This window comes from Nocardia sp. CY15, from assembly GCF_009829295.1.
Lineage (GTDB): Bacteria > Actinomycetota > Actinomycetes > Mycobacteriales > Mycobacteriaceae > Nocardia > Nocardia sputi.
Genome location: NZ_VUOT01000024.1, coordinates 108,828 through 127,544 on the forward strand (window position 1 = coordinate 108,828; position 18,717 = coordinate 127,544).

The window sequence follows — 18,717 nt, forward strand, 5'->3', positions numbered from 1 at the left end:
TCCTAATTAATCCAATCGGAGGTTCCCTTGGCACGCCCCCGCACCACCTTCACGGTGCAACGCACCGAATGGCTGACCCCGCACCTGATCCGGGTGCATCTCGGCGGCCCCGGCTGGGCCTCGTTCCGGCCCAGCGAGTTCACCGACTCGTACGTGAAGTTCATCTTCGAGCAGGACGGCAACGAGGTGCTGCGCACCTACACCGTCCGTTCGGTGGACTCCGTGGCCGGGGAGATCGCGGTGGACTTCGTCTTTCACGGTGCCGAAGGCATCGCGGGACCGTGGGCCGCCGAGGTTCAGCCGGGCGCGACCATCGACGTGTACGGCCCCGGCGGCGCCTACTCCCCCCGGCCGGATGCCGACTGGCATCTGCTGGCCGGTGACGAGGCGGCGTTGCCCGCCATCGCCGCGGCCTTCGAGGCCATGCCCGGCGAGGCGACCGGGCTGGCGTACGTCGAAGTCGCGGGCCCGGACGACGAGCTGCCGCTGAAGAAGCCGGACGGCATCGAGCTGACCTGGCTGCACCGCGGTGTGCGCCCGCCGGGCGAATTGCTCGCCGAAACCGTCCGCGCCGCGCCGTGGGCGCCGGGGCAGGTCCAGGTGTTCATCCACGGCGAGGCCAAGGCGGTCATGCAGGATCTGCGCCGCTACGTGCGCAGAGAACGCGGTGTCCCCGCCGAGTGGGCGGCGTCGATCTCCGGGTACTGGCGTCGCGGCCGCACCGAGGAAGGCTTCCGGGAATGGAAGGCGCAACAGCGGGCGACCGAGGAAGCCGACGGCTGAACCGGCAGCCTCCGCTGTGCGCCCCGCCGCAGCACCCGCGGGGCATGGGGCGCTCAGTCGCGCCAGCCGCTCGACGCGAGGATCTCGTCCCAGGTCAGAGACGGCAGTTCCGGATGGCGCTGTTGCAGGATCAAACCCGCCAGGCTGCCGGGCGTGGCCTTGCGCGGATTCGCCAGAGCTTGGGTTTCGACCGCCGCGCCGAGCGCGCGACTGCCGCCCAGCCGCGGATACGCGGCGTGCACCAGGTCGGCGAAACCGGGCGGCAGGTCCGTCGGCGCGCCGCCGACGTCGACACCGATGCCGTCCACGGCGATCCAGGTTTCCGGCGGCCTGCGGCGGCGCCACACCGGCGAGTCGGTGAAACCGGACAGGTGCGCGGCGATCGTGTCCCAGATCGTGTCCACTCTGGCGTCGGTGACGCCGTTGTCCTCGAGGAATCGCGCGGCGTAGTCGGCGCCGTCGATCTCGAATCTCTGGTCGCCATCGGCGAGGTCGGCCAGACCGATGTCGTGCAGTGCGCAGATGAGGTACATGGTCTCCTCGTCGTAGTCCGCACCGGGTCGCAGGCCCTGCCGTTCGGCGACGGCGCGGCCGAAGAGGAAGCCCCGCACGCTGTGATTGCGGAGGAACGGCGGCAGGTGGGTGTCGATCAGCGCACTCACCCTGCCCGCCAACGAGGTGGTCGGGAGAATGAGCGGAAGTGGTTGTGCGGTAGCAGGTTTCGCGGCGACGACGTAGGCGCTCGCGGCGATCCCCGCGCCCAGCGCGGCACGGCGTGACAAAGACATGGTCGGCTTCCTGGTGAGTGAAGGGTGCGATCAACGCGCGGGCGCGCGAAAGCGCCTGCGGTAGTCGCTCGGCGAGGCGCCGAGCAGGTCGAGGAAGGTGCGGCGCATCGTCTCCTCGGAGCCGAATCCGCTGCGGCGGGCGATCGCCGCCATCGGCTCGTCGCCGGACTCCAGCAGCGCTCGAGCGGCTTCGAGCCGAGCCTGCTTGACGTAACGCCCCGGCGTCACGCCGATCTCCTGCCGGAACAGGCGGCTGAGGTGACGTTCGCTCAGCGCGGCACGGGCGGCCATGGCGGCCAGGCTGTGGTCGGCGCACAGGTCGGCGATCACCGCGTCGACCACCTGACGCACGCTGTCGGTGCGTGGCGTCGGGATACTCGTACGCACGCTGAATTGCGACTGGCCGCCGGGCCGGTGCAGGAACACGACGAGATGTCTGGCCAGCGAACGCGCGAGTTCGGCGCCGTGCTCCTCTTCCACCAGCGCCAGCGCCATGTCGATTCCCGCGGTGACGCCCGCGGATGTGACGATCGGACCGTCGCGCACATAGATGGCGTCGGCGTCCACCCGGACGAGCGGAAACCGCTGGGCCAGTGCGGCACACGCCAGCCAATGGGTGGTGGCGCGCCGCCCGTCCAGCAATCCGGCCTCGGCCAGCACGAACGCGCCGGTGCACACCGAGGCCACCTGCCGCGCCGCGGCCGCGGCCGCGCGCACCGCGTCCACGAGCACGGCCGGAACACGGTCTTCCGGTGGATACCCGGGCACCAGCAACGTGCCGACCGCGCCGCCCAGCTCGCGCAGCGCACCGTCGACACCGAGCGGCACGCCGACGTCGGTACGCACTGGAGCTCCGTCGGGCGAGGCGAACAGGACCCGGTGTCCGGCCCAGTGCAGCACCTGCACCGGTCCGGCGACGTCGAGCATCAGAACCCCGTCCGATACCGCGACCACGACGTCACCGCTTGCCTTCATGAGCCCAGTCTCGAGCCACGGGGCCGGGTCCGCAAGGACACGTAACCCACAGATCCGGACACACGATATGCGTCGGTCGTCTGCTTCCGGCTCAACTCAACAGGCCGACGAGCGTGGCGGACAGGAAGCTGACCAGGGTGGCGCCGTAGAGCAGGCGCAGCCCGGTGCGGGCGATGACGGTTCCCTGTTTCTCACTGAGGCTGCGGACCGCACCGGTGACGATGGCGATCGTGGAGAAGTTCGCGAACGACACCAGGTAGGTGGACACGATCGCGACGGTGCGGTCGGACAGTCCATCGTGTTCCTCGCGCAATTCCTGCATGGCGACCACCTCGTTGGACACCAATTTGGTGCCCATGAACCGGCCCGCGTCCGCCGCCTCGTGCCACGGGATGCCGGTCAGCCACGCCAACGGGGCGAAGACGTGCCCCATCACGTCCTGGAACGTGGTGCCGTTGAACAGGGCGGCGAAGATGCCGTTGACCATGGCCAGCAGGGCGATGAATCCGATCAGCATGGCCGCGACGGTGAAGGCGACCTTGAAACCGACCAAGATGTAGTCGGTGAGCATTTCGAAGAACGACTGCGACTTGCGACCGGCAGCGATCTCCGCGCCGAGCAATTCGGCATCGTCGGCGTCGGTGACGGAATATGGATTGATCAGCGCGCACACCACGAATGCGCCGAGCATGTTCAGCATGATCGCCGCTATCACGTACTTCGGGTCGACGAGCTGCATGTAAGCGCCGAGAATGGCCGCCGAGACCGTCGACATCGCCGACGCGGCCAGGGTGTACATCCGCTGCGGCGGGATGTCCTCCAGCATGCCGCGCAGCGAGATGAAGACTTCCGACTGCCCGAGAATGGCGGCGGCCACCGCGTTGAACGATTCGATCTTGCCGAACCCGCTCACCCACGACAGCAGCAGGCCGAGGAACTTGATGATCAGCGGCAGCACCCGCAGGTGTTGCAGGATGCCGATCAGGGCGGAGACGAACACGATCGGCATCAGGACCGAGAACAGGAACGCGGGCCCACTGCTGCCGGTGTTCGGCAGGTCGCCGAAGATGAACGCGGTGCCCTGGGCGGCGTAGCCGAGTATGTGCGCGAAACTGTCGCTGACGGCGCGGATCACGGTCTGCCCGACGCCGGTTTTCAGCAGTAGGAGACCGAGCGCGAGCTGCGCGACCAGCAGGACCGCGATGCGCGGCAGCCGACCGGCGGCGGCGCGGCGGTCGGTACTCGGCAACCAAGCCAGCAGCAGGAAGCACACCAGCCCGGCGAACCCGATCAGATAATGCACGCGCACCTCGGATGCCGTGCCGGGTAACCGCTTCTGGGAGCACCTCTCATGTCGGTCTATGGTGCGGTGCCCCCACAGTTGAGAAGTTCGCGAGTTCCACCGGCCGCGCCGCCCGAGAGAACGCGAGCTCTCGGGCGGTGCGGCTGGGTACCCGCCGGTGCTACTGGCGCGGCGCGCGCAACGCCTGCTCCACGAATTTCGTGGTGTAGGTCTCGGACAGGTCTATGCGATCGCGCACGGGGCGCACGTTCTTCGAGTACTTCCCGAGGATGTCGAGCACGTTCTGCGCCCCCTCGGGTTTCATCAACCCGTCGCCGTTGAACATGCCGATCGAGTCGCGAATCGACTGGACGTACAGGTCCTTGCCCGCGCTCGCGTACTGCGAGGGCATCTTCTCCGCGATCTCCTCCGGGGTGTGCGTCTGGATCCATTGCAGCGTCTGCACGAACGCGGTGGCCAGCTTCTGCACGATCTCCGGGTGGGCATCGACGGTCGCGCAACTCATGTACAGCGACGTCGCCGGATACAACCCGCCCAGGGCGGCCCTCGTCCCCGCCTCGGTGCGCATGTCGACCAGGATCCGCGCTTGGCCGGAGTTCACCATCTGCGCCACCGTGGGGTCGGTGGTCATGCCCGCGTCGATGCCGTCGTGGTTCATGCCCGCGATGAAGGTTTGTCCCGCACCGACTTTCACCCGCGTGTAGTCCGCGGTGGTCATGCCCTCCTTGCCGGTGAGCGCCTGGGTGAGGAAGTCGGTCGAGGAACCGAGCGAGGTGACGCCCAGATTCCTGCCGCGCAGGTCGGCGACCGACGTGACGGTGGCCGCGTCGGCCGCCGAGACGAGTTCCACCTCGCCCGGCACGTCCGACATCTGCACCACCGAGCGGATGCACTGGTCCTTGGCCTGCAGGTCGATGGTGTGGTCGTAGAATCCGACCACACCTTGCACGTCACCGCTGAGCAGTGCGGTTTCCGCGGTGGCGCCGGACTGCTCGCCGAGCAGCTTCACATCGATGTCGTTGCTTTTGAACAATCCCAGCTGCTGGGTGAGCATGGCGGGCAGGTAGATCACCTTCTCCAGCCCGCCCACCATGATGGTGATCTGAGGGCGGCCGTCAGCCATCGGAATGACCCGCGAGTCGCGGCAGCCGGTGGTCAGCAGCAGTGCCGCGACCGCGGCGACGACGAGCGCCCAATGCTTGCGACGGTTCATGATCAGATCCCGTGGTTCGATGTCGCCTGCGACGGCCGCCATTTCAGCAACCGGTTCTCCGCCATGCCGATCCCCCACTCCGCGATCAGTGCGATCACCGTGATGATGATCATGCCCGCGTAGATTCCCGCCGAGTCGAAGGTGCCCTGCGCATTGCTGATCAGCAGGCCCAGACCTTTACTCGCACCGGCGTATTCACCCACCACCGCGCCGATCAGGGCGAAGCCGAAGGCGGTGTGCAGACTGGACAGAATCCAGGTGGTCGCGCTCGGCAGCACGATCGACACCAGCACTTGCCTACGGCTCGCACCGAGAATGCGGGCATTGTTGATCACATTGCCGTCCACCTCGCGTGCCCCGGTGAACGCGTTGAAGAACACCGCGAAGAACACCAGCACCACCACCGTCGCCACCTTCGAGCTCAACCCGAGGCCGAACCAGATGATGAACAGCGAGGCGAGCACGATACGCGGAACCGCGTTGAGCGCTTTGATGAACGGCGCGAGCACTTCGGCCCAGTACCGGCTGCGGCCCAGCAGCACGCCGAGCACGACGCCTGCCACCGTGCCGATGACGAAACCGAGCACGGCCTCCTGCACAGTGGTGTAGATCTGCAACCAGATCGTCCCGAATTGGGTTCCCTCGGTGAACCATTCGACCAACCGCGCCCAGATCAGCGAGGGCTTGGAATAGAAGAAGGGGTCGATCCACACCGTCGCGGTGAGTTCCCACGCGCCCAGCCACAGCGCCACCAGCGCCGCGCGCAGCCCCCAGGTGCGCAGGCGAGCGCGGCGCGCGTTGGTCCGCACCCGGGCCAGGATCTGCTCTTCGGTCTCGTTCTCCAGTACCGGCTCGGTCACGGCATCCTGGACGAGTACGTCATGCGACACGGGAGGCTCCCTTCGCTCGGGCCGCCTCGACCTGGTCGCGCAGCGTTTCCCAGATTTCCTTGTAGATGTCGCGGAACTCGATGGTCAAGCGCACGTCTTCGACGCTGCGCGGCCGGGCCAAGCCGACAGTGAAGTCCCCGCAGACGGTGGCGGGGCTCGCGGTCATGACCACCACCCGGTCGGCGAGCACGATCGCCTCCTCCAAGTCGTGCGTGACGAAGATGACCGCCGCGTTGGTGCCCGCCCAGACCCGCAGCAACTCGTCCTGCATGAGCTGGCGGGTCTGCACGTCCAGCGCGCTGAACGGCTCGTCCATCAGCAGGATCTCCGGTTCGTTGACCAGCGTCTGCGCCAGTGCGACGCGCTTGCGCATGCCGCCGGACAGCTGGTGCGGGTAGTAACTCTCGAACCCGGCCAGGCCGACCGTGCGCACCCACCCGGCTGCTTTCGCCCGCGCGTCGGCTTTCGACGCGCCGCGCAGGCGCGGGCCGAACGCGACGTTGTCCAGCACGCTCTTCCAAGGCAGCACCGCGTCCTGCTGGAACATGTAGCCGATGCCGTCCGGAATGCCGTCCACGTCCTTGCCGCGCACCAGCGTCCGGCCCGCCGAGGCCGGTTCCAGGCCGGACACCAGCGAGAGCGTGGTGGACTTCCCGCATCCGGTCGGGCCGACTACGGCGACGAATTCGCCGGGCCGCACCTCGAGGTTCAAATTCCGAACGGCGGTGTGGATTCCGCCGCCGGTGCCGGGGAAGCGCTTGGTGGCGCTCCGCAGCTCGATGAGTGATTGCGTCATTGCTTCCTACTCCTGCGAGATCGGGATAGGGCGACCGTACGTGTCCGGCGTCACATGACGGAGCTTGTGCGCACAACCGCCCCAAACGCGGGATTTGCCGCTTTTGCGCATTCTGCACAGGCTCCATAGGAGGTGAGACCGCCGCAGCCGGACGACGTGTCCGCAACCTTCATGCCTGGATCCGTTTCGTCTCATGGGTCTCGAGAATGTCGACCCGATATACGTCGGTCCGGCCGGTCAGTCGACTGGCGAGATAAAGCGCGCGGTGCAGATTCCCGGTACGGATGCACTCGGACTGATACGCCTGCCCATCGGCATCGCGGTAGTGCACACGGTATCCGTATCTCTCCACTTCTTTCATCGTCGTCGAATTCCTGCTCCAGGAGACATCCCATCCGGGTCGCGCCGGCCATCGTCGATCGCGGAACCGCCGCCGTGGGGGATGAACAGGGAACGACATACACCTCGACGTGTCATGCCGGCAATTCCATGAGGTGCGCATTGCCGCGGGCCGCGAGGAAATCCAGTAGGCAGATGCGCGGCATCGCCATCCCGGACAGGTGGCCCGCGAGCGTTACGACCACAGGAGCTCCCGAGCGGCGACACGCGTGCACGAGCTCGGCGAACGCGTGCGGAACCGAGCAGGTCTGCGGTGACGGCTCGTGGAACACCGCCCCGAACTCATAGTCGTGCTCCCTGGCGAATGCCTCCAGCTGGGCCTGGCACCGGGAGATTTCCGAATCCTCCAGCAAGTCCAAGCGAAGGTATCCGTACACCAGCGGCCGGACCCTCGGGCCAGTGGACCACTCGACATCCCCCGTATTGCTGTTCCCCTTGTTGATAGTGCTCATGGTGCGTCTCGGATCGATGGTGGATGATCAAGAGCGAGTATTGTTTTCGGCCCTGGAGAAGTGCTTCGTTGCGCTTCCGGCTCGATGAGTGATTGCGCCATTGCTCACTTCTCGAGATCGAGATAAGCGAACCGTACGTGTTCTGCGTCACAACGTGGAGCTTGTGCGCGCAACAGACACAAACGCGAAATTCGCAGGTTTTGCGCGTTCTGCTCATGCGTGTGCGAGTGGTCTATGCTGCGGCTATGGCCAGTGAGGGCGCGAGGGCCGTGCGGTTGCGGACACAAGTTCTGCTGTCGCAGATCGTCGTCGTCACGCTGACGCTGGGCGTCGCGTTCGCGGTATTCGGCTACCTCAGCGATCAGCGGCTGCGCGACACCTATGGGCAGCGCGCGCTGGCCGTCGCGCGGACGGTCGCCGCCGACCCGGTGGTGCGCCGCGAGGTGGCCCGGTATGCGCCGGGCACCATCAGCGATGATTCCGCTACATATCAGGAGCTCGCCACGGGCCCACTGGAGCGGCTGGCAGTCGACGCCACTCTGAGCAACCGGGCATTGTTCGTGGTGATCGTCGACGACGCGGGCATCCGACTAGCGCATCCGGATCCCGGCCGGCTCGCCGAACACGTCAGCACCGACCCGTCCGCGGCGCTCGCGGGCCGGGAGTCGATCACCGAGGAACGCGGCACGCTCGGCGACTCGGTGCGCGCGAAAGTCCCGGTTCGAGCCCCTGATTCCGAGCAGGTGGTCGGCGCGGTGAGCGTCGGCATCTCCACCGACGCGGTGCGCGATCAGCTGCTCGATGATCTGCGCACCGCGGGCGCGCTGGTCGGCGCTGCGCTGCTGGTCGGCATCGCGGGCTCGATCCTGCTCGCCCGGCGATGGCGGGGCCTGACGCTCGGACTGGAGCCGGACGAACTGGCCGAACTGGTTCGCGGCCAAGCCGCCGTGTTGCACGGCATCGGCGGCGGCGTGCTCGCCGTCGACGCGTCGTGGCGGACGACCTTCGTCAACGACGAGGCACGCAGGCTGCTCGGTATCGCGCCGGATATCGGGCGGCCGGTGGCGGAGATCGGGTTGACGCGCCGGGTGCTGGAGACATTTCGCCGGATGGACGAGCAGCCCTCCCCGGCGACGGTCGGTTCGCACGCCGTCGTCGTCTCGGCGCGCCGGGTCAGCCGGGAAGGACGCGACCTCGGCGCGGTGCTCACCGTACGCGACCGCACCGACGTGGAATCGCTGACCAGGCAGTTGGACGCCGTGCAGTCGATGAGCACGGTGCTGCGCGCGCAGCGCCACGAGTTCTCCAACAAGATGCATCTGATCAGCGGCCTGCTGCACAGCGGGCGGGTCGAGGAGGCCTCGCGATCGATCGACGAACTGGTCGGCGCGGGCCCGCTCGGCGCCGCGACACCCGGCATCGACGCCATCCATGACGCCTACCTCCAGGCATTCCTGGCCGCCAAGGCCGCGCACGCCAGGGAGAACGGCGTGGAGCTCGTGCTCGGAGCCAACACGTGGGTCGAGGGCGATCTCATCGATCCGGTGGACGTGACGACGGTGCTGGGCAATCTGCTCGACAACGCGATGGAGGCCGTCCGCGCCACCGACCGTCCCGTTCGTCAGGTGGAAGTCGAGCTGGTACAGGAGGATTCGACATTGCACATCACGGTCGCCGACAGCGGAGACGGAGTCGCGCCCGGACTGGTCGACACGCTGTTCACCGAGGGGATCTCCACCCGGGAGGACCACGGCGCTCCCGGCGGACGCGGGGTCGGCCTGGCCCTCATCCGCCAGATCGCGCGCGCCCACGGCGGTGACGTGCGGCTGTCCAGCCCGGGTGGCGGCAGGCCGCCGCTCACCGGCGCCGAATTCATCGCGCGCATGCCGGGCGTGCTCGTCGGCAGGGAGGTGCCGTGGCCACAACAGCTCTGACCGCCCTCGTCGTCGACGACGACTTCCGGGTGGCGAATCTGCACGCCGGAATAGTCGAATCCATCGCGGGGTTCACCGTGGCGGGCACCGCCAACACCCTCGCCGCCGCGCGGACGCTCATCGCGGCGCAGCCGGTCGACCTGGCGCTGGTCGACATCTACCTTCCCGATGGTTCCGGCATCGACTTCGTCCGCGAGATCCGCTGCGACGCCATGATTCTCACCGCGTCAACGGAGAGCGACGCCGTGCGAGCGGCGATCACGGCGGGCGCGCTGGCCTACCTGATCAAGCCGTTCCCGCACACCGAATTGGCCGCGCGGCTGGCCGCGTACGCCCGCTACCGGCGCATCCTCGCCGCACCACAGATCGACAACACCCGGGTGTCGGCCGCGCTGCACGCACTGCGCCCCACCGCCACCACGACGGCACCGGCCACGGCGGCGCCTTCCCCCACGAAAGACCTTGTCCTGCGATCCATTCACGAGGCGGGCGCACCACTGTCCGCCGGTGAGGTGGCCACGGCCATCGGCGTCTCCCGCGCCACCGCCCAACGCTACCTCGCCGCCCTCGTCTCGAGCGGCGCCGTGCGCATGCGCCTACGGTACGGCAGCACCGGACGGCCCGAGCAGGAGTACTCGGCGGCGACCCCGCACTGAACGAACGGCCCGCCGCGGTCGTTGACGCGGTGCGGATGGGAATGGCTGTGCCGTCGGCTCGTGCGGCGCACGCGCGGCGTCGGGCACGCAGCCGAGCAGTCGATACCAGCACGCGAGGATGACGAGTCCGAGGATCGGGCCGTCACGGCAGCGGGCGGCGAGTTCCGCCGGAAATGTCCGCGATGTAGTGGTTCGTCGGCGAGCCGCACTCGTCCATCACCCGGAAGATTCGCGTCCGTGCTCCCGAGCCCCGACACGAGGCGGTGCGACGGTAGCGTCGCGGTATGAGCATCCTCGACGTCGCCATTGTGGGCTATGGCTTGGCTGGGTCGGTGTTCCACGCTCCGCTGATCGCCGCCGAGCCTCGGATGCGGGTGGCGGCGGTCGTCACGTCGTCGGCGGAACGCGCCGAGCAGGCGCGTCGCGAGCACCCGGGTGTGCGTGTGGTCGCGCGGGCCGAGGAGTTGTTCGCCGCGCCGACCGGGATCGATCTGGTCGTGATCGCGACGCCCAACCACACGCACGCGCCGCTGGCCGGGCGGGCGCTCGACGCCGGGTTGCCGGTGGTGGTGGACAAACCGTTCGCGGTGTCGGTGGCCGACGCCGAAGACCTCGTCGCGCGAGCGGAGCGGGCCGGGGTCGCTCTGTCGGTCTTCCAGAACCGGCGCTGGGACAGCGACTTCCGTACCGTGCGCGAACTCGTGCGCACCGGAAAGCTGGGCGTGGTGCGCCGTTTCGAGTCACGGTTCGAACGCTGGCGTCCGGTGCCGAAAGGCGGCTGGCGGGAGATCGGCACCGACGAAGAGGGCGCGGGCATCCTGCTCGACCTCGGCAGCCACCTGGTGGATCAGGCGTTGACGCTGTTCGGGCCGGTGCGCTCGGTCTATTGCGAGCTGGACCGGCGGCGCGAGGGGATCACCACCGACGACGACGCGTTCGTCGCGCTCACCCACACCGGCGGCGTCCGCTCCCACTTGTGGATGAGCGCCGTCGCCCCCCATCTCGGTCCGCGTTTCCGGGTACTCGGGTCGGCGGCCGGTTATGTCACCTACGGCCTGGACCCGCAGGAGGAGGCGCTGCGGTCCGGTCGCCGCCCGGACGACGGATCGCCGTGGGGGACGGTAGACCCCGACCGCTGGGGCGTCCTGGGCGCTGAATCCGGCTTCGCGCCCACACCAACCGCGCCCGGCGATTACCCGGCGTTCTACTCCGCGATGGCTGCCGCGCTACTCGACGGCGCACCGGTTCCGGTCGATCCGCGCGACGCCGTCATCACCGTGGGCCTGCTGGCGAAAGCACGCGAGTCGGCGGCCAGGGGTGTGACCGTCACCGCCTGATCGGGGCTGGCCACCTCCGCCGTGAGTCGATAACGTCGATCCCCGGATCGGCCGGGCGGAACCGGCCCTTCGGCGGAGAGGAGATCCGAATGGGTTCATCGGTTTTCGCGGTGTTCCTGCCGCCTGCCTTGGCCCTGGTGATGTTCGGGCTCGGATTGACCTTGACGATCGACGATTTCGCGCGCGTGCTGCGCTACCCCAAAGCGGCGGTGATCGCGCTGGCCTGCCAGATGGTGGTGCTGCCCGCAGTGTGCCTCGGCCTGATCCAGCTGTTCGGGCTCGAAGGCGCACTGGCCGCGGGCATGATGCTGCTGGCCGCGTCGCCGGGCGGCGCGTCGGCCAACCTGTTCAGTCACATCGCCGGAGGCAACGTGGCGCTGAACATCACGCTCACCGCGATCAATTCGGTGCTCGCGGTGTTCACCATGCCGGTGGTGGTCGCGCTGTCCTACGCGTTGTTCCTCGAAGGCGAAGGATCGGTCGGACTGCGCCCGGACAAATTCGCCCAGGTCTTCGCCATCGTGCTCGTGCCGGTCGCGATCGGCATGCTGGTGCACCGGCGGTTCCCCGGGTGGTCGCGGCGGATGCGCGGCGCGGTCAAGATCCTGTCCGTCGTGGTCCTCGTGCTGGTGATCGCGGCCGGAGTGGGGACGAATCTGGACGTGCTGTCGGAGCACGTCGGGAAGCTGGCGGCGATCTGCCTGACCTTCGCCGTGATCAGTCTGGCCGTCGGCTACTTCGTCCCCCGGCTGTGGCGGGTGGAAACCGAACAGGCGATCGCCTCGGCCATGGAGATCGGCGTGCACAACGCGGCGCTCGCGATCGCCGTCGCCGCTTCGGTGTTGCACAACGACACCATGGCCGTCCCGGGCGCGGTGTACGGAGTCCTGATGAACATTCCCGCGGCGGGCGCGGCATATCTGCTGGCCAGGCGCGCCCGGCGGGAGCAGCCTGCGGCCGCGCCGAGCATGGCGGGTTAGCGGCGGCAGCGGGCTGCCCGGACACCGACGTGCCCGATCGGTAGCCTCTCGGAGGATCGACGCCATTCGAAGGGAACAAGCTGCGCCATGCAACCGCTCGGCACGAACGATCCGACGCGGATCGGGGACTACCGTCTGCTCGGCGTGCTCGGCGCGGGTGGCATGGGGCGGGTCTACCTGGGACGGAACGCGGGTGGCCGCACCGTCGCGGTCAAGGTCATCCGTCCGGACATGATCGACGCCGAATTCCGCGAGCGCTTCCGGCGCGAGGTCGCCTCGGCGCGACGGGTCGGCGGAAGGTTCACCGCGCCAGTGCTCGACGCCGACGTGGACGCCGATCCGCCGTGGCTGGCCACCGGCTACGTGGCGGGGTTCTCGCTGGCCGACGCGGTCGACCGGTTCGGGCCGTTCACCGAGAACTCGCTGCTCGTGCTGGCGCACGGGCTGATCGAGGCCTTGACGGCGGTCCATGGGGCCGGTGTGGTGCATCGCGACCTCAAGCCGTCGAATGTCCTGCTGGCCCTCGACGGTCCCAAGGTGATCGATTTCGGCATCGCCCGCGCTGTCGACGACAGCAAGCTCACCACCACCGGAAAGGTGATCGGCTCACCGGGATTCATGTGTCCCGAGCAGGTGACCGGCGATCCGGTCGGCCCGGCCGCGGACGTCTTCGCCTTGGGCGGCGTCCTCGTATTCGCGGCGACCGGTCACGGACCGTTCGGCGTCGGCGAGACGGTGCAGATGCTGTGGCGGGTGGTCTACGAGGACCCCCAGCTCGACGACGTGCCCGAACGGCTGCGCCCGCTGGTGGCGGCCTGCCTGACCAAGGACGCCGCGGCCCGCCCGGCTCCCGACCAACTACTCGCCCGCCTCACCGCGCTCGGCATACCCGACCGCGGCGGCTGGCTGCCCGCGCCGGTGCTCGAGGAGGTCGGCCGCCGCGCGGTCGAGCTACTGAACCTGGACTCCGGCCCATTCGACCGGCAGTTTCCGGCACCTGCCGCCTCGAACCCGGCGCGCACCGCCGACACCATGGTCCGCCGCCCCCTTGACAACCCCCAGTACGCACCAGGCGACCTCGGACCATCGGTACCTATGCAGACCGGTCGTTTCGGCCTGTCCCAGGCACCTCCTACGTTCACACAACCACCCCACCACCCCGCGCACCAGAGCGCGCCTCGATCCGGTCCGGTCACCACCACTGCGCCCCCTCCGCGCCACACGAGGAGCGCTCTGCTGATCGCCGGCGCGCTCGTAGTCTGCGTCGCGGTCGCCGTCGCCGCCTTCGTCGTAGGCGCCCAGCTGCGGAAGCAGGATCCGACCGATTCGACCGTGCAGACCACGCGTCCCAACCGCGATGTCGCCACAGCCACCGCGACGCCGACCGGTGACGCGGATACGACCGGCGACAGTCCTGCCGGCACGAGTGTTCCGCAGGCTTTCGTCGGGGAGTGGACAGGCGTCGCGCGCGACTTCCTCGCGTCGTTCGACATCGAGCTGACCATTCGAGACGGTGAAGTGGGCCAGGAGATCGCGCAGTCGTCGAACACCGGCAAATTGAGCGGCCAACGATGTTCACGTGCCGAGACACTGACCGGCGCGGGCGAGACAGAGCTGACATTCGTCGCACGGCTCTCCGGCGGCGCGGCCGACTGCCAGGACAACGGCTCTCGGTCGACGGTCACGTTGCGGCCGGACGGTTCGCTTTCCTACAGTTTCACCGGCATCCTCGGCAATATCGAAGGGGTGCTGCGCAAGAAGTGAGGCCCGGACGGTCATGGTTCGACGCCGCCGGTGAACGCATGCCCCGAGCGCGGGCGTGGTCGGGCGGTTAAGGTGCGGCGGTGGAGAGAGCGGAATTTGTCGAGCGCGGTGCTTCCATCGCCGAACGTCTGACGACCACTCAGGCGCAACCGCCGTGGTGGCTGGTGGTGGCGGCCGCGGTGGCGGCGCTCGTGCTGGTGGGTTACACCCCCATCTGGCGGTTCACCCGCAATATCGTCACCATCGCGCACGAAGGCGGGCACGCGCTGGTCGCGCTGCTCACCGGCCGCAAGCTCAACAGCATCCGGTTGCATTCGGACACTTCGGGGCTCACGGTGTCGAGTGGAAAACCCTACGGCCTCGGGATGATCCTCACCACGATGGCGGGTTATCCGGCGCCGCCGCTGCTCGGTCTGGGGTTCGCCGCTCTGCTGGGCGCGAGCCGGATCACCCTGATGCTCTGGACCGCCATCGTCCTGCTCGCCGCGGTCCTGATCAAGATCAGGAACATCTACGGCGGCATCACCGTGCTCGGGCTCGCGGCGGTGGTCTTCGTCGTCTCCTGGTTCGGAACCGACACCCTGCAAGCGGGTTTCGCGTACCTGGGCGCCTGGTTCCTGCTGTTCGCCGGGGCACGTCCGGTGATCGAACTGCAAAGGGGCCGATCGCGGCAGCAGCGTTCCCGTTATCAGGACGTCGATTCCGACGCCGATCAGCTCGCCCGGCTCACCCGGCTGCCCGGCCTACTGTGGGTTCTCGTGTTCGGCACGATCGCCGTGGGCTCACTGCTGGTCGGTGCGTGGCTGCTCGTCTCCGCGATCGCCGAGATCTGCCTGCCGGGCGCGCCCGCCAGCTCCTGCTTCGCCGCGCGCTGACCGCCGCGGCCACACTGCGCGGTGCGCTGAGGTCGATTAGGCTCCGATCCTGCCCCGTGCCGACGCGTTACTCGCGGCGGCACATCGCCGAGCGCACCCACGGCGGCTGCCCGGCGCAGAACGCGATTCACGACCCCCCGGAGCCTGCATGGCAACCCTCCTCGCGCGCACGCCTGCGCGGCACCTGCTTTCGGCGGTGATGCCGGTCGTCACGGCGCTACTCGCCTCGATCTTCCTCGTCGGGCCGACCGCCTCCGCCGCACCGTTCTCCGCCGGCTGCGGCGTCCCGTTGACCCCAGCCGAAACCGCCACGATCGCGCAACTGTCCGACACCGAGACGCTGACGGGTTCGTCACTGCGGCAGCTGGAGCAGGCCATCGACCAGCACCGGCGGATCACCGAGATCCTGGTCGGCCGCCGCGACCCGCGCGGTGCGTTCGCCCTCGGGCTCGACGCGGTGGAACACGCCGCCGTCCTGCCGCTCCAGCGCGACTCCGCGTCGTTCGACGACCCGGAATGGGCGCATCGGATCAGCCTCGAGCTGCTGTCGCGCTTCCTGCGGAATGTGCACGCCGAATTCACCGGCGCCCCCGCCGAACCGCACTGGGCGCACTATTTCGGCCTGACCCGCCGCTGCGAGCTGTCCCCCGCGCGCGTCGCGATGGCCGGTTACAACGCGCATCTGACCGTCGACCTGTCCTATTCCGTCGCCGCTGTCGGCAGCACCGTCGCCAACGCGCGCGACTATTTCCGGATCGTCGACGCGATCGCCCAGCAGGGCGCGCTGATCGTGGAGACGACCAAGGCGGTCTACGGCGGTGACCTCGGGCCGCTGTGGCGCTTCTACTTCTTCGGCGAGGGCCTGGACGCGTTGCTCGGTCCCGGCGTCGCCACCGGTCCCCTGCTCCGTCTGGCCGACGCCGGCGCCAATGTCGTCATCTTCGGCAACGGGTTGGCCATGCGGGATCCCGCCTCGGCGCCGGTCGTCACCGCCGAGATCGACGCACTGTGGCGCGGGCTCGATCTGGGCTTCGAAGCTCTGTCCGGTCTCGGCGGTCTCTAACCGGCATATCTCCGCAGTGCTGCCACGGCTTCCCGGACCACATCCGCGGGAGGTCGTGTCGCGTCGACGGCGCCGCCGTCCTCGTCGGGATCCAGTGGCTCGAGGGCGGCCAGCTGCGAATCGAGCAGGCTCGACGGCATGAAATGCCCGCGCCGCTCGGCCATGCGGCGCTCGAGTTCACCCCGAGGGACGTGCAGGTGGAGAAAGAACGTATCGGGGGCACTCGCGCGTAGCCGGTCGCGGTATGCCCGTTTCAGGGCGGAGCAGGTGACGACAGCTCCCCGGCCGCGTCGCTCGGCCATCCAGGCGGCCAGGGCGTCGAGCCAGGGTTCGCGGTCGGCGTCGCCCAGCGGCGTGCCTGCCGCCATCTTCGCGACGTTCGCGGGCGGGTGGAAGTCGTCGCCTTCGGCGTACTCGACGCGAAGCGCGTCGGCCAACCGGGTGCCGACCGTCGTCTTTCCCGAACCCGACACCCCCATCACGACGATCACCGGTACATCGCGCACTCGAACCTTCTTCCCTACGGTGGCGCATCTCGTGCTCGCGAACTTGTCATCGGCCACAATCCCACGGCTGGTCACTTCGTCGGCCCGTGCAGTGACGATCGCACCGAGCGCCTCTGGATTTCGAGGACCGCAACTACGCGATCGGCCGGACAAAGCGCGACCATCGGCGCGAGTCGCCGATCGGCCGACAGACTAGGGTCGGGAGACATGGAACTACGCATCTTCACCGAGCCGCAGCAGGGCGCGAGCTATGACACACTGCTCACCGTTGCCAAGGCCACCGAGGACTTGGGCTTCGACGCGTTCTTCCGCTCCGACCACTACCTGAGCATGGGCGGCGCCGACGGGCTGCCCGGCCCCACCGACGCCTGGATCACCCTCGCCGGTCTGGCCAGGGAGACCCAGCGGATCCGCTTGGGCACCCTGGTCACCGCCGCCACCTTCCGGCTGCCCGGCCCGCTGGCGATCCAGGTCGCGCAGGTGGATCAGATGTCCGGCGGCCGGGTCGAGCTGGGCCTCGGCAGCGGCTGGTTCGCCGAGGAGCACGCCGCCTACGGCATCCCCTTCCCCGCCGACAAATTCGCCCGGCTGGAAGAACAGCTGGCCGTCATCACCGGGCTCTGGGCGACGAAACTCGGCGACACCTTCAGCTACGACGGCAAGTACTACCAGCTCATCGACTCCCCCGCCCTGCCCAAGCCGGTGCAGGATCCGGTGCCGGTGGTGATCGGCGGGCAGGGCGCCACCCGCACCCCCCGGCTGGCAGCGCAGTACGCCACCGAGTTCAACATGCCGTTCTCCTCGATCGAGGACAGCGCGCGGCAGTTCGACCGGGTGCGCGCCGCGGCCGAAGCGCGCGGCCGCGCGGCCGACGATCTGGTCTACTCCAACGCGCTGGTGGTCTGCGTCGGTGCGAACGACGCCGAGGTGGCGCGCCGGGCCGCGACGATCGGACGCGAGGTGGACGAGCTGAAGACCAACGGTTTGGCGGGCTCTCCCGCCGAGGTGGTGGACAAGATCGGCCGGTACGCCGAGATCGGCACCAGCCGCATCTACCTTCAGGTGCTGGATCTGAGCGATCTCGGGCATCTCGAGTTGATTTCCGCGGAGGTGGGCTCGCAACTGTGAGTTCGTGTGGGTCGCTCTTCGGAGCAGCCCACGCGGCTCAGCCCAGCGGGCGGTTGGTCGGCACGATGACGAAGCTCGGCGCCGACGGATCCAACCTGAGGTGCTGAGGCTTCAGTTCGGTGTTGTTGAGCATCGGCCGGAAGGCCAGCGCCTTCGGCGAGTTGGCCGCGAAGACGTCGATCCGCAGCCGATGTCCGGGCTGCAGCACCGCTTGAGTCGGGATGACCGCGATGTCCAACGCCACCGGCTCACCGGGCACGACCGGCTGCACACTGTCGAGGGTGATCGGGTTGAACGGGTCGGTCAGGTCGCCGGTCGGCGTGCGGCCGCTCTTCTGTTCGTCGATGGCGCGCAGTGAGGCGGTGAGCTGCCCGGTGGTCAGCACCTTCGACGAGCCGTCGGGTGCGACGTCGTTCACCGTGACGCTCCAGTAGCCGTCGGCGGCGTCGTGCACGGTGTTGAGATGCACGTTCACCGGGCCCGAGATGACCGTGGGCTCGGTCATCGGCACGCTGGTGAAGGTCAGCGCGTTGCGCTCGGCGATGCGCGAGTCCTTCGCGCACACGTCCAGCACCGCGGCCATCCCGGCCGAGCCCTGCGCGGTGTCGCGGGAACACGCCGCGGCCAGGCCCGGCGCCACCGTCAAGGTCCGCCGTTCGTCCGGAACGCTCATCGTCAACGATCCGTCGTGCACGGCTTTTCCGGCGGTGCCGCTCGGCGCGGCCGACAGGTACACGCGGCGATGGTTGAAGTCCCTAAGTTTGTGGGTGTCTGGGGTTGGTGCCCTGGATGCCCAGGGCGGTGGGGTGTAGCTGATGGTTGGTTGCTGTTGTTGTGGCTGCGAAGGAATGGCTGCCCCACCGTGCTGGACGCTC

Annotated in this window: 18 protein-coding genes; 9 read left to right on the forward strand and 9 right to left on the reverse strand. The window is 68.6% G+C overall.

Features of this window, described 5'->3' with window-relative positions; genetic code table 11:
* Positions 1-27: 27 nt before the first annotated feature.
* Positions 28-783, forward strand: a complete 756-nt coding sequence (locus tag GVY39_RS24110; protein WP_159928363.1) for a siderophore-interacting protein — start codon at positions 28-30, stop codon at positions 781-783.
* A gap of 53 nt (positions 784-836) precedes the next feature.
* On the opposite strand, the gene GVY39_RS24115 is transcribed toward GVY39_RS24110, so the two are convergent.
* The 7 genes from GVY39_RS24115 to GVY39_RS24145 all read right to left on the reverse strand — a co-directional run bounded on the left by GVY39_RS24115 (position 837) and on the right by GVY39_RS24145 (position 7,599).
* On the reverse strand, positions 837-1,571 hold the full coding sequence (locus GVY39_RS24115; protein ID WP_159928365.1) for an HD domain-containing protein: 735 nt from the start codon (positions 1,569-1,571) through the stop codon (positions 837-839).
* Positions 1,572-1,601: 30 nt separating this feature from the next.
* Positions 1,602-2,546, reverse strand: a complete 945-nt coding sequence (locus GVY39_RS24120) for a GlxA family transcriptional regulator (RefSeq protein ID WP_159928367.1) — start codon at positions 2,544-2,546, stop codon at positions 1,602-1,604.
* A 91-nt stretch (positions 2,547-2,637) separates the two neighbouring features.
* On the reverse strand, positions 2,638-3,849 hold the full coding sequence (locus tag GVY39_RS24125; RefSeq protein ID WP_159928369.1) for a NupC/NupG family nucleoside CNT transporter: 1,212 nt from the start codon (positions 3,847-3,849) through the stop codon (positions 2,638-2,640).
* Between the two features lie 160 nt (positions 3,850-4,009).
* Positions 4,010-5,062 (reverse strand): ABC transporter substrate-binding protein, encoded by a 1,053-nt coding sequence (locus GVY39_RS24130; protein WP_159928371.1) that lies wholly within the window; start codon positions 5,060-5,062, stop codon positions 4,010-4,012.
* 2 nt (positions 5,063-5,064) lie between these two features.
* Positions 5,065-5,952 carry an ABC transporter permease gene (locus tag GVY39_RS24135; RefSeq protein WP_159928373.1) on the reverse strand — a complete coding sequence of 296 codons (888 nt, stop codon included), beginning with the start codon at positions 5,950-5,952 and terminating at the stop codon, positions 5,065-5,067.
* A complete protein-coding gene (locus GVY39_RS24140) occupies positions 5,942-6,748 on the reverse strand; it encodes an ABC transporter ATP-binding protein (protein WP_159928375.1) in 807 nt (268 codons plus the stop codon). The genes GVY39_RS24135 and GVY39_RS24140 overlap by 11 nt, the downstream gene beginning before the upstream one ends.
* Positions 6,749-7,221: 473 nt before the next feature.
* Positions 7,222-7,599, reverse strand: a complete 378-nt coding sequence (locus GVY39_RS24145) for a hypothetical protein (RefSeq protein WP_159928377.1) — start codon at positions 7,597-7,599, stop codon at positions 7,222-7,224.
* A 245-nt stretch (positions 7,600-7,844) separates the two neighbouring features.
* Between GVY39_RS24145 and GVY39_RS24150 the strand changes: the two genes are divergently transcribed.
* The 7 genes from GVY39_RS24150 to GVY39_RS24180 all read left to right on the forward strand — a co-directional run bounded on the left by GVY39_RS24150 (position 7,845) and on the right by GVY39_RS24180 (position 16,208).
* Positions 7,845-9,533, forward strand: a complete 1,689-nt coding sequence (locus GVY39_RS24150) for a sensor histidine kinase (RefSeq protein ID WP_159928379.1) — start codon at positions 7,845-7,847, stop codon at positions 9,531-9,533.
* Entirely contained in the window at positions 9,515-10,189 is a 675-nt protein-coding gene (locus tag GVY39_RS24155; protein WP_159928381.1) for a response regulator, read from the forward strand. Before GVY39_RS24150 ends, GVY39_RS24155 begins: the two co-directional genes overlap by 19 nt.
* Positions 10,190-10,473: 284 nt before the next feature.
* Entirely contained in the window at positions 10,474-11,526 is a 1,053-nt protein-coding gene (locus GVY39_RS24160; protein WP_159928383.1) for a Gfo/Idh/MocA family oxidoreductase, read from the forward strand.
* A gap of 89 nt (positions 11,527-11,615) precedes the next feature.
* Positions 11,616-12,506: a bile acid:sodium symporter family protein gene (locus GVY39_RS24165; protein ID WP_159928385.1), complete on the forward strand. Its 891-nt coding sequence runs from the start codon at positions 11,616-11,618 to the stop codon at positions 12,504-12,506.
* 87 nt (positions 12,507-12,593) lie between these two features.
* Positions 12,594-14,270 carry a serine/threonine-protein kinase gene (locus GVY39_RS24170; protein ID WP_159928387.1) on the forward strand — a complete coding sequence of 559 codons (1,677 nt, stop codon included), beginning with the start codon at positions 12,594-12,596 and terminating at the stop codon, positions 14,268-14,270.
* An 80-nt stretch (positions 14,271-14,350) separates the two neighbouring features.
* The gene (locus GVY39_RS24175; RefSeq protein ID WP_159928389.1) at positions 14,351-15,145 is read left to right on the forward strand and encodes a M50 family metallopeptidase; all 795 of its coding nucleotides are present in this window, start codon (positions 14,351-14,353) and stop codon (positions 15,143-15,145) included.
* A gap of 148 nt (positions 15,146-15,293) precedes the next feature.
* Positions 15,294-16,208 (forward strand): DUF5995 family protein, encoded by a 915-nt coding sequence (locus GVY39_RS24180; RefSeq protein WP_159928391.1) that lies wholly within the window; start codon positions 15,294-15,296, stop codon positions 16,206-16,208.
* On the opposite strand, the gene GVY39_RS24185 is transcribed toward GVY39_RS24180, so the two are convergent.
* Positions 16,205-16,687 (reverse strand): gluconokinase, encoded by a 483-nt coding sequence (locus GVY39_RS24185; RefSeq protein WP_159928420.1) that lies wholly within the window; start codon positions 16,685-16,687, stop codon positions 16,205-16,207. The genes GVY39_RS24180 and GVY39_RS24185 overlap by 4 nt on opposite strands.
* Before the next feature lie 234 nt (positions 16,688-16,921).
* Here GVY39_RS24185 and GVY39_RS24190 point away from each other — a divergent pair, with 234 nt between their 5' ends.
* Complete coding sequence (locus tag GVY39_RS24190) at positions 16,922-17,842, forward strand: LLM class F420-dependent oxidoreductase (protein WP_159928393.1); 921 nt, start codon at positions 16,922-16,924, stop codon at positions 17,840-17,842.
* A 37-nt stretch (positions 17,843-17,879) separates the two neighbouring features.
* Here the strand turns inward: GVY39_RS24190 and GVY39_RS24195 are convergent.
* On the reverse strand, positions 17,880-18,717 hold an 838-nt coding region (locus GVY39_RS24195), incomplete at its 5' end, for a CocE/NonD family hydrolase (protein WP_159928395.1).

Bases quoted from the DNA above. Each gene is read 5' to 3' on its own strand.
- GVY39_RS24115 (WP_159928365.1), bottom strand. From the start codon at position 1,571: ATGTCTTTGTCACGCCGTGCCGCGCTGGGCGCGGGGATCGCCGCGAGC.
- GVY39_RS24120 (WP_159928367.1), bottom strand. From the start codon at position 2,546: ATGAAGGCAAGCGGTGACGTCGTGGTCGCGGTATCGGACGGGGTTCTG.
- GVY39_RS24130 (WP_159928371.1), bottom strand. From the start codon at position 5,062: ATGAACCGTCGCAAGCATTGGGCGCTCGTCGTCGCCGCGGTCGCGGCA.
- GVY39_RS24140 (WP_159928375.1), bottom strand. From the start codon at position 6,748: ATGACGCAATCACTCATCGAGCTGCGGAGCGCCACCAAGCGCTTCCCC.
- GVY39_RS24145 (WP_159928377.1), bottom strand. From the start codon at position 7,599: ATGAGCACTATCAACAAGGGGAACAGCAATACGGGGGATGTCGAGTGG.
- GVY39_RS24150 (WP_159928379.1), top strand. From the start codon at position 7,845: ATGGCCAGTGAGGGCGCGAGGGCCGTGCGGTTGCGGACACAAGTTCTG.
- GVY39_RS24160 (WP_159928383.1), top strand. From the start codon at position 10,474: ATGAGCATCCTCGACGTCGCCATTGTGGGCTATGGCTTGGCTGGGTCG.
- GVY39_RS24165 (WP_159928385.1), top strand. From the start codon at position 11,616: ATGGGTTCATCGGTTTTCGCGGTGTTCCTGCCGCCTGCCTTGGCCCTG.
- GVY39_RS24170 (WP_159928387.1), top strand. From the start codon at position 12,594: ATGCAACCGCTCGGCACGAACGATCCGACGCGGATCGGGGACTACCGT.
- GVY39_RS24180 (WP_159928391.1), top strand. From the start codon at position 15,294: ATGGCAACCCTCCTCGCGCGCACGCCTGCGCGGCACCTGCTTTCGGCG.
- GVY39_RS24185 (WP_159928420.1), bottom strand. From the start codon at position 16,687: ATGGGGGTGTCGGGTTCGGGAAAGACGACGGTCGGCACCCGGTTGGCC.
- GVY39_RS24190 (WP_159928393.1), top strand. From the start codon at position 16,922: ATGGAACTACGCATCTTCACCGAGCCGCAGCAGGGCGCGAGCTATGAC.